At 58.9% G+C, this 14,928-nt stretch carries 12 protein-coding genes; 10 read left to right on the forward strand and 2 right to left on the reverse strand.

All coding sequences use genetic code 11. The features are described from left to right. Position 1 precedes the first annotated feature (1 nt). Entirely contained in the window at positions 2–466 is a 465-nt protein-coding gene (locus tag ACX3YF_RS08515) for an Lrp/AsnC family transcriptional regulator (RefSeq protein ID WP_130205733.1), read from the forward strand. A gap of 124 nt (positions 467–590) precedes the next feature. Here ACX3YF_RS08515 and ACX3YF_RS08520 read toward each other — a convergent pair whose 3' ends face one another. Beyond that, entirely contained in the window at positions 591–1,958 is a 1,368-nt protein-coding gene (locus ACX3YF_RS08520) for a CYTH domain-containing protein (protein ID WP_130205735.1), read from the reverse strand. A 157-nt stretch (positions 1,959–2,115) separates the two neighbouring features. On the opposite strand from ACX3YF_RS08520, the gene argE reads away from it, so the two are divergent. Both argE and argA read left to right on the forward strand, forming a co-directional pair. Beyond that, entirely contained in the window at positions 2,116–3,267 is a 1,152-nt protein-coding gene (argE, locus tag ACX3YF_RS08525; RefSeq protein ID WP_196585220.1) for an acetylornithine deacetylase, read from the forward strand. Positions 3,268–3,534: 267 nt separating this feature from the next. Beyond that, positions 3,535–4,833 (forward strand): amino-acid N-acetyltransferase, encoded by a 1,299-nt coding sequence (gene argA / locus ACX3YF_RS08530; RefSeq protein ID WP_458973633.1) that lies wholly within the window; start codon positions 3,535–3,537, stop codon positions 4,831–4,833. A gap of 109 nt (positions 4,834–4,942) precedes the next feature. Here argA and tauA read toward each other — a convergent pair whose 3' ends face one another. Beyond that, positions 4,943–5,932, reverse strand: coding sequence for a taurine ABC transporter substrate-binding protein (tauA, locus tag ACX3YF_RS08535; protein WP_454838352.1), 990 nt, complete (start codon positions 5,930–5,932; stop codon positions 4,943–4,945). 363 nt (positions 5,933–6,295) lie between these two features. Between tauA and ACX3YF_RS08540 the strand changes: the two genes are divergently transcribed. From ACX3YF_RS08540 to ssuD, 7 genes are all read left to right on the forward strand, one after another. Continuing rightward, the gene (locus tag ACX3YF_RS08540) at positions 6,296–7,633 is read left to right on the forward strand and encodes an OprD family outer membrane porin (RefSeq protein WP_130205739.1); all 1,338 of its coding nucleotides are present in this window, start codon (positions 6,296–6,298) and stop codon (positions 7,631–7,633) included. A 500-nt stretch (positions 7,634–8,133) separates the two neighbouring features. Next, positions 8,134–9,471 carry an OprD family porin gene (locus tag ACX3YF_RS08545; RefSeq protein WP_130205740.1) on the forward strand — a complete coding sequence of 446 codons (1,338 nt, stop codon included), beginning with the start codon at positions 8,134–8,136 and terminating at the stop codon, positions 9,469–9,471. A gap of 197 nt (positions 9,472–9,668) precedes the next feature. Then, entirely contained in the window at positions 9,669–10,874 is a 1,206-nt protein-coding gene (locus ACX3YF_RS08550; protein WP_130211659.1) for an ISL3 family transposase, read from the forward strand. Between the two features lie 279 nt (positions 10,875–11,153). Next, the gene (locus tag ACX3YF_RS08555) at positions 11,154–11,792 is read left to right on the forward strand and encodes a peroxiredoxin (protein ID WP_130205744.1); all 639 of its coding nucleotides are present in this window, start codon (positions 11,154–11,156) and stop codon (positions 11,790–11,792) included. Positions 11,793–12,083: 291 nt separating this feature from the next. Continuing rightward, positions 12,084–12,677, forward strand: coding sequence for an NADPH-dependent FMN reductase (gene ssuE, locus ACX3YF_RS08560; RefSeq protein WP_130205746.1), 594 nt, complete (start codon positions 12,084–12,086; stop codon positions 12,675–12,677). A gap of 89 nt (positions 12,678–12,766) precedes the next feature. Next, positions 12,767–13,747 (forward strand): sulfonate ABC transporter substrate-binding protein, encoded by a 981-nt coding sequence (locus ACX3YF_RS08565; RefSeq protein ID WP_288100049.1) that lies wholly within the window; start codon positions 12,767–12,769, stop codon positions 13,745–13,747. 25 nt (positions 13,748–13,772) lie between these two features. Further along, positions 13,773–14,921, forward strand: a complete 1,149-nt coding sequence (gene ssuD, locus ACX3YF_RS08570; RefSeq protein WP_458973634.1) for an FMNH2-dependent alkanesulfonate monooxygenase — start codon at positions 13,773–13,775, stop codon at positions 14,919–14,921. Positions 14,922–14,928: the final 7 nt, after the last annotated feature.

Consider the following 14,928-nt stretch of genomic DNA (forward strand, 5'->3'; position numbering starts at 1 on the left):
TATGCACAGCGAGCTGGATGGCTACGACCGCAAGATTCTCGCGCTGCTGCAAGAGGACGCTTCGCTCTCCAGTGCGCAGATCGCGGAGCAGGTAGGGCTGTCGCAGTCGCCGTGTTGGCGGCGGATTCAGCGGATGAAGGAGGAGGGGATCATTCGTGGCCAGGTGACGCTGCTCGACCGCAAGAAAATCGGCCTCAACACGCAGATATTCGCGCAGGTCAAACTCAACGCCCACGGCCGTTCGAATTTCACCGAATTCACCGAGGCCGTCCGCGGCTTTCCCGAAGTGCTGGAGTGTTATGTGCTGATGGGCGCGGTGGATTTCATGCTGCGAATCGTCGCGGCGGACATCGAGGCGTATGAGCGATTCTTCTTCGAGAAGCTGTCGTTGGTGCCGGGGATTCAGGAGGTCAACTCGGTTGTGGCGTTGTCGGAGATCAAGTCGACCACCCGTTTACCGGTCTGAAGTGTTGTGGTGACTGTGCTGGCCTGATCGCTGGCAAGCCAGGTCCCACAGGGATTAACAGTCATACACAAATTTTGTGTTTGCCATCGGTCCTGTGGGAGCGGGCTTGCCCGCGATGGGGGTATTACAGACGCAGAAGCATCTTCCAGGCACGATTCTGATAAACCGCAATCGCCTGCTGCTTGCGCGCATCCAGGGTTTCGTCGGTGATCGGCTCGTTGGCCAGTTGCGCCAGTTTGTTCAGCTCGCCATACAGGCGATCCATTTCCGGGATGTCCAGCACGTGGCGTGCGTGGTGCAGCCAGGCCTGGATACGCTCGATGCGCGGCAGTTGTTCCGCCAGGTCTTCCGGTTGCTGCTGGTAACGCTGCAATTGCAGTGAGTTGGCTTCTTCGCCCAACAGGCGCGGCAACCAGCTGCCCAGTTGCGCGGCGCCCTGGCGATTGCCGCGGGTGTTGCGGTCGGCGGTCCAGGTGCGAGCGAGCAACCAGCGCGAGGTGTTCAGGGAGAACAGGCCCCAGCGCGGGTCTTCGAGTTCTTCGAGGAACTGCTCCGGCGCGGCTTTGCGCACGTCCTCGTCATCCAGACCGGCCTGGACCAGCGGACGCCAGTCTTCGAGCAGGGCATCGAGTGCGACGCGCAGGTCGTGGGTCGATTGACGCGGCGCGGCCTGGCCGAGGCTGCTGGCCAGCGCGCGCAATTCGGCGAGGTTTTCCACCCAGTCCTGCAACAGGCGCCAGTGGCCATTGAAGCGATACTGCTCGGCCAGACGCTGGCTGCTGCCCAGCAAGTGCCAGCTCAGGGCGGCGAAGGCGTCGTCCAGCGGCGTTTCGGCGCTGATCTGCGGGGCCGGCAGGCTCAGCGAATAGCTGTTGGCGTCGTACAGGCGATAGCCGCGTTCGGCCTTGCTGATGTCACAAGGCATCAGGGCCAGGGTCGCGGCCAGCTCGGCGGCCAGTTCCAGCAACGCGGCCGGTTCGCCTTCGCGCAGTTCCAGTTCCAGCTCGCAGATTTCTTCTTTCTGTTTGCCGACCACTACGTGGCCGAGGTCCAGCGCGGCTTCGATGACCACTTTGGTCTTGCCGCGGCCCCAGGCGATTTCAGCGCGTTCGCGGACAAAATCGGTGGTGAAGATCGGTTTCAGGGTTTTCTTGTCGAGTTCGGCCAGTGCTTCGGGCCAGCATTCGCCGTCGAGTTTCTTCACGTCGAGCTTGGCCTTGGGCAGGTGCCAGTCGTACTCGTTACGCTCGGACAGGCCGGCGATGCTCTGGCCACGGGTCTTGAGCGTTTGAATGACTTCTTCGCCATCCTTGCGCAAGCGCAGGGCGACCTTGGCGCGGGCCAGGTCGCGCTCGGGCGTGTCGAAGTACTGGTTCATCAACTCACGGCGTTCCCAGCCACTTTTGTTGCGTTTTTTCAGTAGCGGGTGCTCGCGCAGGGCAGCGAGGGTTTCGCGGCTGACGCGGAGTTTGATTTCGGTTTCTTTCTGCATGGCCGGAAAATCCAGGATCGGGAGCGCAGCCGGGGGGAATGTGTGGCTGCCAAGGTCGTGCAGTGTACAGGACTCGTCCTTGCTCCGCCCTGCGACGGTTTATTCCTGTCGCCGGATGGTTCTATGATGGACTTCAATTCGCGAGTTGGAGCCAGCGATGCCTTTGCCATCCATGAAAGATCAATTCGCTGCATTGATCGCTGCACCGTCGGTCAGTTGCACCCAAGCGAGCCTCGATCAATCCAATCGCCCGGTGATCGACCTGCTGGCCGCCTGGCTCGGCGATCTGGGGTTTGCCTGCGACATCCAGCAGGTCAGTCCCGGCAAATTCAACCTGTTGGCCAGTTTCGGCTCCGGTCCCGGCGGCCTGGTGCTGGCCGGCCACAGTGATACCGTGCCGTTCGATGGTGCGCTGTGGCAGACCGACCCGCTGAAGCTGACCGAAGTCGACGGTCGCTGGGTCGGCCTGGGCAGTTGTGACATGAAGGGCTTTTTCGCCCTGGCCATCGAGGCGGTCAAGCCGCTGCTCGATCAGCCGTTCAAGCAACCGTTGCTGATCCTGGCCACCTGTGATGAAGAGAGTTCGATGTCTGGCGCTCGCGCCCTCGCGCAAGCCGGACGGCCATTGGGGCGAGCGGCTGTCATCGGCGAGCCGACCGGGCTCAAGCCGATCCGCATGCACAAAGGCATCATGATGGAGCGCATCGACATTCTCGGGCAGAGCGGCCACTCCTCCGATCCACGCCTGGGGCACAGCGCCCTCGAAGCCATGCACGATGCCATTGGCGAACTGCGGGGGCTTCGTCTGTTGTGGCAGCGTGAATTTCGCAATCCACAATTCAGCGTGCCGATGCCGACGATGAATTTCGGCTGTATCCATGGCGGCGATAACCCCAACCGGATTTGCGGGCAATGTTCCCTGGAGTTCGACCTGCGGCCATTGCCGGGCATGGACCCCAAAGCCCTGCGCGCGGCGATTTTGCAGAAACTCAACCCGATTGCCGAACGGCATCAGGTCAAGATCGATTACGCGCCGTTGTTTCCCGAAGTGCCGCCGTTCGAACAAGCCGAAGACGCGGAACTGGTACGGATCGCCGAAAAGCTCACCGGCCATGCTGCCGAAGCAGTGGCGTTCGGCACCGAAGCGCCTTATCTTCAGCAACTTGGCTGCGAAACACTGGTGCTCGGCCCTGGCGACATCGCCTGCGCCCACCAACCGGGGGAATACCTCGAAATGTCACGTTTGCAGCCTACGGTGCATCTATTGCGTCAGTTGATTGAACATTACTGCCTGACACCAGTCGCTTGAAAGCTGATCAATGTGGGAGCGAGCCTGCTCGCGAAGAGGGTGTGTCAGTTGATACGCATGCGTCTGATACATCGAATTCGCGAGCAGGCTCGCTCCCACAGGTTCTGTACCATCACCGGCCAACTCGTATAAATTGCCGGTACCCAAACCCGTATTCATGAGGAGAGTTCGCGTGTCGCCAAGCCTGTTCCGACGATAACCATCAGCCCGCTGTGCGTTTTCTGTTTCGCCCTTTCTTCGGCTGCTATTTATTACAGGCCCAGGTTCATGCCCGAATACGTCAATTGGCTTCGTCACGCTTCGCCTTACATCAACGCCCACCGCGATTGCACCTTTGTCGTCATGCTGCCCGGCGACGGCGTTGAACACCCCAACTTCGGCAATATCGTCCACGACCTGGTGCTGTTGCACAGCCTGGGCGTGCGGCTGGTGCTGGTTCACGGTTCGCGTCCGCAAATCGAAGCGCGCCTCGCTGCCCGTGGCCTGACCCCGCATTACCATCACGGCATGCGCATCACCGATGCCGCAACGCTTGAGTGCGTGATCGATGCCGTCGGCCAGTTGCGCATCGCCATCGAAGCGCGGTTGTCGATGGACATGGCCTCGTCGCCCATGCAGGGCTCGCGCTTGCGCGTTGCCAGCGGCAACCTCGTTACGGCCCGGCCGATCGGCGTGCTCGAAGGCGTCGACTATCACCACACCGGCGAAGTCCGCCGGGTCGACCGCAAGGGCATCAATCGCCTGCTGGACGAGCGCTCCATCGTGCTGTTGTCGCCATTGGGTTACTCGCCGACCGGTGAAATTTTCAATCTCGCCTGCGAAGACGTCGCCACCCGCGCCGCCATTGATCTGGGCGCGGACAAACTGCTGTTGTTTGGCGCCGAGCTGGGCTTGATCGATGAGCATGGCCGTCTGGTTCGTGAATTGCGTCCGCAACAGGTGCCCGCGCACCTGCAGCGTCTGGGCAGCAATTATCAGGCGGAACTGCTGGATGCCGCCGCTGAAGCCTGCCGTGGCGGCGTGGCGCGCAGTCATATCGTCAGCTATGCCGAAAACGGCGCTCTGCTGACCGAGCTGTTCACCCGCGACGGTGGCGGCACGCTGGTCGCCCAGGAACAATTCGAAGTGGTGCGCGAAGCGGCCATCGAAGACGTCGGTGGTCTGCTGGATCTGATCATCCCGCTGGAAGAACAGGGGATTCTGGTGCGGCGTTCCCGCGAAGTGCTGGAGCGTGAGATCGAGCAGTTCAGTGTGGTCGAGCGCGAAGGCATGATCATCGCCTGCGCGGCGCTGTATCAGATTGCCGATTCCGATGCCGGAGAGCTGGCGTGCCTGGCAGTGAACCCGGAGTACCGTCATGGCGGTCGCGGGGATGAGCTGCTGGAGCGCATTGAAACCCGCGCCCGGGCGCAAGGGCTCAAGACCCTGTTCGTACTGACGACCCGCACTGCGCACTGGTTCCGCGAGCGTGGCTTCGAGCCGAGCAGCGTCGAACGCCTGCCGTCGGCGCGGGCGTCGCTGTACAACTATCAGCGTAATTCGAAGATCTTCGAAAAGACCCTTTGACCGTGGTGGTCCTGGCGCGAGCAAGCGCGCTCCCACAAGTTCTGCGGACAACAGAGAACCCTGTGGGAGCGAGCTTGCTCGCGATGGGCTGCACAGCCGTATTCGGCAATTACTCGGTGACGAACTTCGCGCTCACATACGGCGAATAATCCGGCAGTACCGTTTCGACCTTCCCTTGCTCCTTCAAGAACTTCGCCGTTTCGCCAATCGCCTTGGCGGTGCCACCGTCCAGCAACGCGCTGGACTGTTGCGCCTTGGCATCCGGAAACGCGGACCCGGCCAGTAGCTCCGGTACATCAGCGGCGTTGGCACCCGTCAATTTGGCGATTTTCTGCACCGGTAGCGAGTGCTCGGTCCAGCTGTCCTTATGCGCTGCATAGTCGGCAAAAGAGTCCAGAGTGACCTTGGCGAATTTGGCCACGACCTCCGGGTGTTTCTCGGCGTAATCCTTGCGCGCCACCCAGACTTCAAACGTCGGCGCACCCCATTGGCCGACTTGGGCGGCATCGGTCAAGGTCTTGCCCGTCTTACGAATTTCACCCAGGGCCGGCGACCAGACGAACGCGCCGTCGATGTCCCCACGTTTCCACGCGGCGGCGATCTCCGCCGGTTGCAGGTTCACCACTTTGACTTTTGAAGCGTCCAGGCCCCAATGCTTCAGGGCGCCCAACAGACTGTAGTGAGACGTCGATACGAACGGCGTGGCGATGGTTTTTCCGATCAGATCTTCCGGTTTATCGATGCCGCTGCCATTGCGCACCACCAAGGCTTCGGCGGCATTGATTTGCGCGGACACAATGAACGCGACAATCGGCAGATTGCGCGAGGCGGCCGCAGCCAGAGGGCTGGAGCCGAGATTGCCGATCTGCACGTCGCCGGACGCAATCGCGGTGACCACTTCCGGGCCGCTATTGAAGCGGCGCCAGTCGATTTTTTCGCCGATGGTTTTTTCGTAAACGCCGTCCGCCTGAGGGACTTTGCTGGGGTCGATACCGGTCTGGTAGCCGACCGTGAGGTTCGTCGCATGGGCTGAAAAAGAAATGGCGAGCGATACACAAACTGTAACAAATGGTCTGGATAGTGCGCGTTTGGTCATCATGGCGTTGTTCCTTTCGACAGGTTTTGTTTCAGTATTGCTTCTAAACCTAATCGATCTAAAAAACGCAAAATAAATAACATTTATGAATTAGCTTATGAGCAAGCCTCTCTATCCTGAGGGGATGCGCGAAGTCGGGCTTAATTCCTAAATGGAATGAGAAAGGAATCCAGTCATTCTTTTCAGGTTTGTGACAAGTTCATGACCCTGAGTAAGCCAAAAAAGTGGGATTAGACCATGGTCGTAGACACACAATGTTACGATTGACTTGTGAGTCACGCTACGGCGCTAATCGCGCATCTTAGGATTCCGGGCATTCGATTCGGGACCAGGACTACAAGAATTAGAAACGAGAGGAGCTAAACAATGAACAAGTCCACCTTGGCCTTGGCCGTGGCCGTTGGGGTTTTGGCGCAGCAGGCAGGCGCCGCCGGTTTCATCGAAGACAGCAAGGCATCCGTTAGTTCCCGCACCTATTATTTCGATTCCGATAAACGTGAAGGCGCCAGTACTCCTGCCAACCGCCAGCGCGAGACTGCCGAAGGTCTGAAGTTCGATTACCAGTCGGGCTTCACCCAAGGTGTCGTAGGTTTCGGTATCGATGCCCAGGCGCTGGTCGGTATCCACCTGGACGGGGGCAAGGGCCATCACCCGGACAACAACTCCTTTAACCCTAGCGATTCCGATGGTTCGGCAGAGAGCTCGTGGAGCCGTGTGGCGGGCAACGTCAAGGCACGCTTCTCGAAGACCGAGGCCCATGTTGGTGGCGCTCTGCAGCCAAACCTGCCGATCCTGATCGCGAACGACAGCCGCGTACTGCCACAGACCTTTGAAGGTGGCACTATCAGCTCGAAGGAAATCGACAACGTGACCTTCAACCTGGGTCAGTTGGAGCACGCAGTGGGTCGTGCGTCCAGCAACAGCACTGGCCTGGCCGTGGCTGGTGGTACTCAGGACAGCAACCAGTTCCGCTACGCCGGTGCTGACTGGAAGGTCACCAAAGACCTGACGCTGCAGTACTACTACGCGAACCTGCAAGACTACTACAAGCAGAACTTCCTCGGTCTGGTGCACGTTTACCCGATCGCTCCGAACCAGTCGTTCAAGACTGATCTTCGTTATTTCGATAGCAGCTCCGACGGCAAGAACGGTGACGCCGGCTACCGCTTCAACAACAACAATGGCTACGCCAAGCACTTGGGCGAGGTCGATAACAAGACCTGGAGCGCCACCTTCACCTATACCCTGGGTGGCAGCGCGTTCCTGCTCGGCCATCAGCGTGTCAGCGATGACGGCGGCTTTGTCTTCTTGAACCAGGGTAACGTTGTCGATGGCAACGGTCGCAACGAAGGTGCCGGTGGCGCCAGCTTCTACTCGTTCACCGATGCCACCGTCGGCAGCTTTATCCGTGCTGGTGAAAACACCTCCTATGGTCAGTACTCCTACGACTTCGCCGCGTTGGGCGTCCCAGGTCTGAAAGCTTCGGCTGCTTACCTGTACGGTCAGGACATCAAGGCCACCTCCGGTGTGGGCAAGGACCTGAACGAGCGTGAAACCGACCTGCGTGTGGATTACGTGATCCAGACTGGCCCGCTCAAAGGCTTTGGCACGACGCTGCGTCACGGCATGTACCGTGGCAACACCAGTACCGCCGATGAGGATCAAACCCGCCTGATCTTCAACTACACCTACAGCTTCATGTAAGCAGTAGACCTGCAGGAGCGAGCTGGCTCGCGATGGATTCGAGAACGACGCGTTTACCCGATAAAAACGCGTAATCGTTAACGACCTTCGCGAGCCTGCTCGCTCCTTCATATGCCTTCGGCTTCTATATTTCCAAAAGATTGCTTCTAATCGTTTTTTATTCTTTTTAGATTTTTCCGCAAACGCCTACAGTTGGCCCCACCTGACCTACAGGCCCCTCGCTTTACGCTCAGCCCGTTCAACTTCCGATAACCACGACCACAGGAATCGGTTTCAACACCGATATCTCGTTCCCGTGACGTGTATACATCGATATTCCATTTGGATATCAAAAAACACTAAGTGATTCTTTTCGGATTTATGAAAAGGTATGCTGCGCCGCCCAAATGAAGGGGGGGAGATCTTCAGTGCGAGGGTCTCTATGGCGAAAGCCAGGCGAATCAAGGATTCAGGGCACTCGACCCGGGACCAAAAGAATTAGAAACGATAGGAGCGAAACAATGAACAAGTCCACGTTGGCCCTGGCCATCGCTGCAGGGGTTTTGGCGCAGCAGGCGAGCGCTGCCGGCTTTGTCGAAGACAGCAAGGCTACCTTGGGCCTGCGCAACTTCTACATCAACACCGATTACCGTGACGGTACCGGCCCGAACAAAAACGAAGAATGGGGCCAAGGCTTCGATCTGCGTTTCATCTCCGGTTACACCCAGGGCACCGTCGGTTTCGGTATCGATGCGATCGGCTTGTTGGGTGTAAAGCTGGATTCGGGCGGCGGCACCAACGGCGCAGCTAACAGTGCTGCTTATGGCGGCACTGTTTTCCCAAGCAAATCCAATGGCGAAGCGGTTGATGACTTCTCCAGCCTGGGTCTGACCGCCAAGGCCAAGATCTCCCAGACTGAGCTGAAGCTCGGTACTCTGCAGCCAAAACTGCCGGTCATCGTGACCAACGACGGTCGCCTGCTGCCGCAAACCTGGGAAGGTGGTCAGCTCACCTCCGGTGACATCAAGGACCTGACGCTGGTCGGCGGCCAGATCGAGCACGTTAAAGGCCGTAACTCCAGCAACAATGAGCAGCTGGCTATCAACGGTGCTTCCCCACGCACCATCAATAGCAACAAGTTCATCTACGCTGGCGGTGACTACAAAATCACCAAAGACCTGACTGCCCAGTACTACTACGGCAACCTGGAAGACTTCTACAAGCAACACTTCCTGGGTCTGGTTCACAACTGGGCAATCGGTCCGGGCGTATTGAAGTCTGACTTCCGTTATTTCAACAGCACCGACGACGGTGCCAACGGCAGCAATCCGCTTTACTACAGCACCGGCAACTACAGCGGCGTGGCGAACGGTAAAGGCAAGGTCGACAACAACCTCTACAGCGGCCTGTTCCTGTACAGCGTTGCCGGTCACACCTTTGGTGGCGGTTACCAGGTCAGCAACGGCAGCAGTGACTTCCCATGGCTGAACCAGGGCGACGGTTCGTCGAACTACACCATCACCGACTCGCAAATCCAGAAGTTCGCCCGTGCCGGCGAGCGTACCTGGCAAGCACGTTACTCGTTTGACTTCGCCAAAGTCGGTGTACCTGGCCTGACGGCGGGTGTGGTGTACCTGCATGGCGATAACATCGACACCGTGAACGCGCGTGGTGCCGAAGCGGCGAACGGCGCTTCCGAGTGGGAGCGCGACTTGAGCGTTGGTTACGTGGTCCAGTCTGGCGCACTGAAAAACCTGGGCGTGGCGTGGAAAAACGCCAGCTGGCGTACCGACCTGCCGAACACCCGTTCGCAGGACGAAAACCGCCTGATCGTCAGCTACTCGATCCCGCTGTTGTAATAGCGTGTGGGAGCGAGCCTGCTCCCGAAGGCGTCGTCTCAGCCACAAACGTGCTGAATGACACACGTCTTCGGGAGCAAGCCGCGATGAACCAAAAAAAAGGTTCTTCACGGAATCCCGGGAAACACAGAAACAAGAACGCCGATTTGATTGATGATGTTCGTGCGAGCAAACACATCTAACAAACCGGCGTTCTTATGCGCGATATTAATACTTTCCTTCCCTTTTGGGAGGGCTTTTCTGTCGTCACCATCAAGCCCGATGGCGATGCGCTACAGATCGACCTGACACCCCACGCCACCCAATTCCCCTCTTGTAGCGGCTGCCAAAAACCGTGCTCGACCACGCATGAGTATTGCCAACGAGTCATCCGCGATCTGCCCATTCTTGGCCGAGCAGTGCGCCTCAGCGTTTTGCTTCGGCGTGTTGGGTGTCGCGACTGTGGTAAACGCATGGAAGCGGTCAGTTGGCTGGATCGCTATGCCCGCATGACGCGCCGCCTGGCCGAGGCGGTCATTCAAGCCTGCGAGCGTCTCCCCACAAAACACGTGGCTCAACTGTTCGGTCTGCATTGGGACAGCGTTCGGTTGCTAGAGCGTCGAGCCTTGCAAGTGGCGTTGAGTGTTTTGCCAAAGGCGCAGCCACGGCGCTTGGTGATGGATGAATTCGCTCTGTTCAAAGGTCATCGTTACGCCAGCGTCGTGCTGGACGCCGATACCCGGCGAGTGCTTTGGATTGGCGAAGGTCGCAGCCGCGCGGCGATCAGGCCATTCTTCGAAGAGCTGGGGCCAGAGGGTTGCGCTCGCATCGAAGCGGTGGCGATGGACATGAACACCGCCTTTGACCTGGAGGTTCGTCAGCACTGCCCAAAAGCGCGCGTGGTCTACGACCTCTTTCATGTGGTGGCTAAATATGGCCGAGAGGTGATTGATCGAGTCCGCGTCGATGAAGCTAATCGGCTACGTCATGACAAGCCTGCCCGAAAGGTCATCAAGCAAGCGCGATGGCTGTTGCTGCGCAACCCGCAGAACCTGAAAACGCCGGAGCAACAGGTCCGTTTGGAGGATCTGCTGGCGGCCAACCAAGCGTTGATGACGGTCTATTTGATGAAGGCTGAACTCAAAACGCTTTGGGCACCGAGCACCGCTTGGGGCTGGCGATCAGCCTGGCAGCAATGGTTGCGCCACGCTCATGAAAGCCAAATACCACCTCTGATCCAGTTTGCCAAACGACTGAAGGGTTACTGGCGAGGCATCGTCAGTCGTGTTCGCTGGCCGATGCATACGGGCCAATTGGAAGGCATCAACAATCGAATAAAGGTCATTAAGCGGATGGCGTACGGTTACCGGGATAGCGAATTCTTTTTCATGAAGATCAAGAGCGTCTTTCCCGGTAATCCGTGAAGAACCAAAAAAAAGCCCCGCCCGGCATCTCGCCGGGCGGGGCTTTTGCGTTTTCAAGGCGGGCTCACCCCCGTAAACCTGCCTTGAAACTCCCCTTTTTGCAGCAACTCAAGGCCTTCTCGAACCTCGCTGGCGATGTTCGGCGGGATGCGCAGGCGCGTCCAGTGAACAGATCTTTAATATTCTTTCTGGGTCTAAATAAATCGATATTTATTCTTTTTAATGGATAAAAAACACAGGCACAGTTGAGCTCATCAAGCACTCACAAGGAGCAGCACCATGAGCCTCAGACTCGGCGATATCGCCCCCGACTTCGAACAGGATTCCAGTGCCGGCACCATCCGGTTCCACCAATGGCTGGGCGACAGCTGGGGCGTGCTGTTTTCCCATCCGGCGGACTTCACGCCGGTGTGCACCACCGAACTGGGCTTCACGGCCAGGCTCAAAGATGAATTCGACAAGCGCGGGGTCAAGGCCATTGCGCTGTCCGTCGACCCGGTGGATTCGCATCACAGATGGATCGAAGACATCAACGAAACCCAGAACACTGTTGTCACCTTTCCGATCCTCGACGATGCCGACCGCAAGGTCTCGGACCTGTACGACCTGATCCACCCGAACGCCAACGACACACTCACGGTGCGCTCGCTGTTCGTGATCGACCCGAACAAAAAGGTCCGGTTGACCATCACCTACCCGGCGAGCACCGGCCGCAACTTCCATGAAATCCTGCGGGTGATCGACTCGCTGCAACTCACCGATAACTACAAGGTGGCCACCCCGGCCAACTGGCAGGACGGTGATGAGGTGGTGATCGTGCCTTCGCTCAAGGATGAAGATGAAATCAAGCAACGCTTTCCCAAGGGCTACCGCGCGGTGAAGCCATACCTGCGCCTGACACCGCAGCCCAATCGCTAATCGCTTTTGTAGGAGCCGGCTTGCTGGCGATTGAAGCGACGCGGTCTGTCAGTCAAACCGCCATCGCTGGCAAGCCCGCTCCCACAGGGGTTTGTGCAGATCCACAAAGCAGGGGATTTCAGGCCGTTTCGACGGCCTTTTTTTTCGCCTGGAAGAAGTGGATTTTTATATCTCTAAATTGCATAACCAAATGAATAAATATGATTTATGGATATATTAATCAACTGTTAAGGTCTCTCCATCGAAGCGAGATCGCAAACCGCGAATCGCCCCCACTCAGGAATTGTCTGAATGCTGGTCGTCTCACTCGGTGGCAGTCCAAGCCAACGCTCCCGTTCCGGGGTGCTGCTGGACCGCTCCCAGCGTTGGTTACAAGAGCAAGGCGTGGAAGTGGTGAGTTACCAGGTACGGGACTTCCCGGCCGAAGACTTGCTGCATGCACGCTTCGACAGCCCGAAGGTGATCGACCTGCTGCAACAGATTGAGAACGCCGACGGCCTGCTGATCGCCACACCGGTGTACAAGGCGTCGTTCTCCGGCGCGTTGAAAACGGTACTGGATCTGCTGCCCGAGCGCGCGCTGAGCCACAAGGTGGTTCTGCCAATGGCAACCGGTGGCAGCATCGCCCACATGCTGGCGGTGGATTACGCACTCAAGCCGGTGTTGTCGGCACTCAAGGCCCAGGAAATGCTCCACGGCATTTTCGCGGTGGACAGCCAGATCGCCTACGGCGAAGGCGGCGCGCTGGCGCAGTTGGCGCCGGAGCTGGAGCAACGACTGAATGAATCGCTGGAGCTGTTTTTCAGCGCCATGGCCCGACGGCCCAAGCCGCTCGATCCGAACCTGTTGAATGAACGTTTGTTGAGTGCTCGCTGGAGCATTTAAGCCCTATCCCAAATTGATGTACTGGCCTTACTCGCCCGCTAACGGGCAAGCAGGTGCAGCCAAAACCCAACTGCAAAAAGGAGAGCGCCATGCGCCCTGTTATTTTGCGTCGCGGTCTGGTCGCTCTGTTTGCAGCGGCTGTAGCCTTCGGCGCCATTACACAAGCTCAAGCTGAAACATTACGAATCGGCTATCAGAAATACGGCACCCTGGTGCTGCTCAAGGCCAAAGGCACTCTGGAAAAACGCCTCGCCGCCCAAGGCGTGGATGTGCAATGGACTGAATTCCCTGGCGGGCCTCAGCTGCTCGAAGGCCTGAACGTCGGCTCCATCGACTTCGGCGTCACCGGCGAAACCCCGCCCGTGTTCGCTCAAGCGGCGGGCGCTGATTTGCTTTACGTCGCCTACGAACCCCCAGCCCCTCACAGTGAAGCGATCCTGGTGCCGAAGGACTCGGCGATCAAATCGGTGGCGGACCTCAAGGGCAAGAAAGTCGTCCTGAACAAAGGCTCCAACGTGCACTACCTGCTGGTTCGCGCACTGGAAGACGCCGGCCTCAAGTACACCGATATCCAGACCGTGTTCCTGCCACCAGCCGATGCCCGCGCCGCGTTCGAACGTGGCAGCGTCGATGCCTGGGTGATCTGGGACCCGTACCAGGCAGCCGCCGAACAGCAACTGCAAGCGCGCACCCTGCGCGATGGCCAAGGCATCGTCGACAACCATCAGTTCTACCTGGCGACCAAGCCTTACGCACAGAAAAATCCTGAGGTGATCAAGACCCTGGTGGAAGAAGTGCGTGCCGTCGGCGAGTGGTCCAAGGCCAATCCACAAGAGGTGACCCAACAAGTGTCGCCACTGCTCGGCCTGCCGGCGGACATCACCCTGACCTCGGTGAAACGCCAGGGTTACGGGGCCTTGTTCCTGACCCCGGACGTGGTCGCCGCACAACAGAAAATCGCCGACAGCTTCTACCAGCTCAAGTTGATTCCGAAACCGTTGAGCATCAAAGACGTGATCTGGACGCCACCGGCAGCCGTTGCCCAAAGCGCAGTCACCAAAGCCCAGTAAATCGATTCCCCAAGGAGACCACTCCATGAGCCTCAATATCTTCTGGTTCCTGCCAACCCACGGCGACGGCCATTACCTTGGCACTGCCGAAGGCGCTCGCGCCGTCGACCACGGTTACTTGCAACAAGTCGCGCAAGCGGCGGATCGTCTGGGCTTCGGCGGGGTGCTGATCCCCACCGGTCGCTCCTGCGAAGACTCGTGGCTGGTGGCGGCGTCGCTGATCCCGGTCACCCAGCGTTTGAAATTCCTTGTCGCCCTGCGCCCCGGGATCATTTCCCCGACGGTGGCGGCGCGTCAGGCTGCAACCCTGGATCGCCTGTCCGGCGGTCGTGCGCTGTTCAACCTGGTGACCGGCGGTGATCCGGAAGAGTTGGCCGGCGATGGTCTGTTCCTCAGCCATGACGAGCGCTATCAGGCCTCGGTGGAATTCACCCGCATCTGGCGCCGCGTGCTGGAAGGCGAAACCGTTGATTACGACGGTCAGCACATCAGCGTGAAGGGTGCCAAATTGCTCTATCCGCCGATTCAGCAACCGCGTCCGCCGCTGTATTTCGGTGGCTCCTCGGAGGCGGCGCAGGACCTGGCGGCAGAGCAGGTTGAAATGGTTCTGACCTGGGGCGAACCACCCGCCGCCGTTGCCGAAAAGATTGAACAAGTCCGCGCCAAGGCCGCGAAGCTCGGTCGTACCGTACGTTTCGGCATTCGTCTGCATGTGATCGTGCGCGAAACCAACGCCGAGGCCTGGCAAGCGGCGGACCGCCTGATTTCGCAGCTGGACGAAGACACCATCGCTCGCGCCCAGGCTTCCCTGGCGCGCTTCGATTCGGTCGGCCAGCAACGCATGGCTGCGCTGCACGGCGGCAGTCGCGACAACCTGGAAGTCAGCCCCAACTTGTGGGCTGGCGTTGGCCTGGTGCGCGGCGGTGCCGGTACGGCGCTGGTGGGCGATGGTCCGACCGTGGCCGCTCGCGTGAAGGAGTACGCGGACCTGGGCATCGACACCTTCATCTTCTCCGGTTATCCACACCTGGAAGAGTCGTATCGCGTTGCCGAGTTGTTGTTCCCGCACCTCGATATCGAACGTCCCGAACTGCCGAAAAGCGCCGGTTACGTCAGCCCGTTCGGCGAGATGGTGGCCAATGACATTCTTCCCAAAGCCGCGTCCCAGAGCTGAGGCGCGC

Source organism: Pseudomonas fluorescens group sp. PF-69 (assembly GCF_054481235.1).

Excerpts from the sequence above, each read along its gene's own strand:
- ACX3YF_RS08515 (WP_130205733.1), top strand. The coding sequence starts at position 2 with ATGCACAGCGAGCTGGATGGCTACGACCGCAAGATTCTCGCGCTGCTG.
- ACX3YF_RS08520 (WP_130205735.1), bottom strand. The coding sequence starts at position 1,958 with ATGCAGAAAGAAACCGAAATCAAACTCCGCGTCAGCCGCGAAACCCTC.
- argE (WP_196585220.1), top strand. The coding sequence starts at position 2,116 with ATGCCTTTGCCATCCATGAAAGATCAATTCGCTGCATTGATCGCTGCA.
- argA (WP_458973633.1), top strand. The coding sequence starts at position 3,535 with ATGCCCGAATACGTCAATTGGCTTCGTCACGCTTCGCCTTACATCAAC.
- tauA (WP_454838352.1), bottom strand. The coding sequence starts at position 5,932 with ATGATGACCAAACGCGCACTATCCAGACCATTTGTTACAGTTTGTGTA.
- ACX3YF_RS08540 (WP_130205739.1), top strand. The coding sequence starts at position 6,296 with ATGAACAAGTCCACCTTGGCCTTGGCCGTGGCCGTTGGGGTTTTGGCG.
- ACX3YF_RS08545 (WP_130205740.1), top strand. The coding sequence starts at position 8,134 with ATGAACAAGTCCACGTTGGCCCTGGCCATCGCTGCAGGGGTTTTGGCG.
- ACX3YF_RS08550 (WP_130211659.1), top strand. The coding sequence starts at position 9,669 with ATGCGCGATATTAATACTTTCCTTCCCTTTTGGGAGGGCTTTTCTGTC.
- ACX3YF_RS08555 (WP_130205744.1), top strand. The coding sequence starts at position 11,154 with ATGAGCCTCAGACTCGGCGATATCGCCCCCGACTTCGAACAGGATTCC.
- ssuE (WP_130205746.1), top strand. The coding sequence starts at position 12,084 with ATGCTGGTCGTCTCACTCGGTGGCAGTCCAAGCCAACGCTCCCGTTCC.
- ACX3YF_RS08565 (WP_288100049.1), top strand. The coding sequence starts at position 12,767 with ATGCGCCCTGTTATTTTGCGTCGCGGTCTGGTCGCTCTGTTTGCAGCG.
- ssuD (WP_458973634.1), top strand. The coding sequence starts at position 13,773 with ATGAGCCTCAATATCTTCTGGTTCCTGCCAACCCACGGCGACGGCCAT.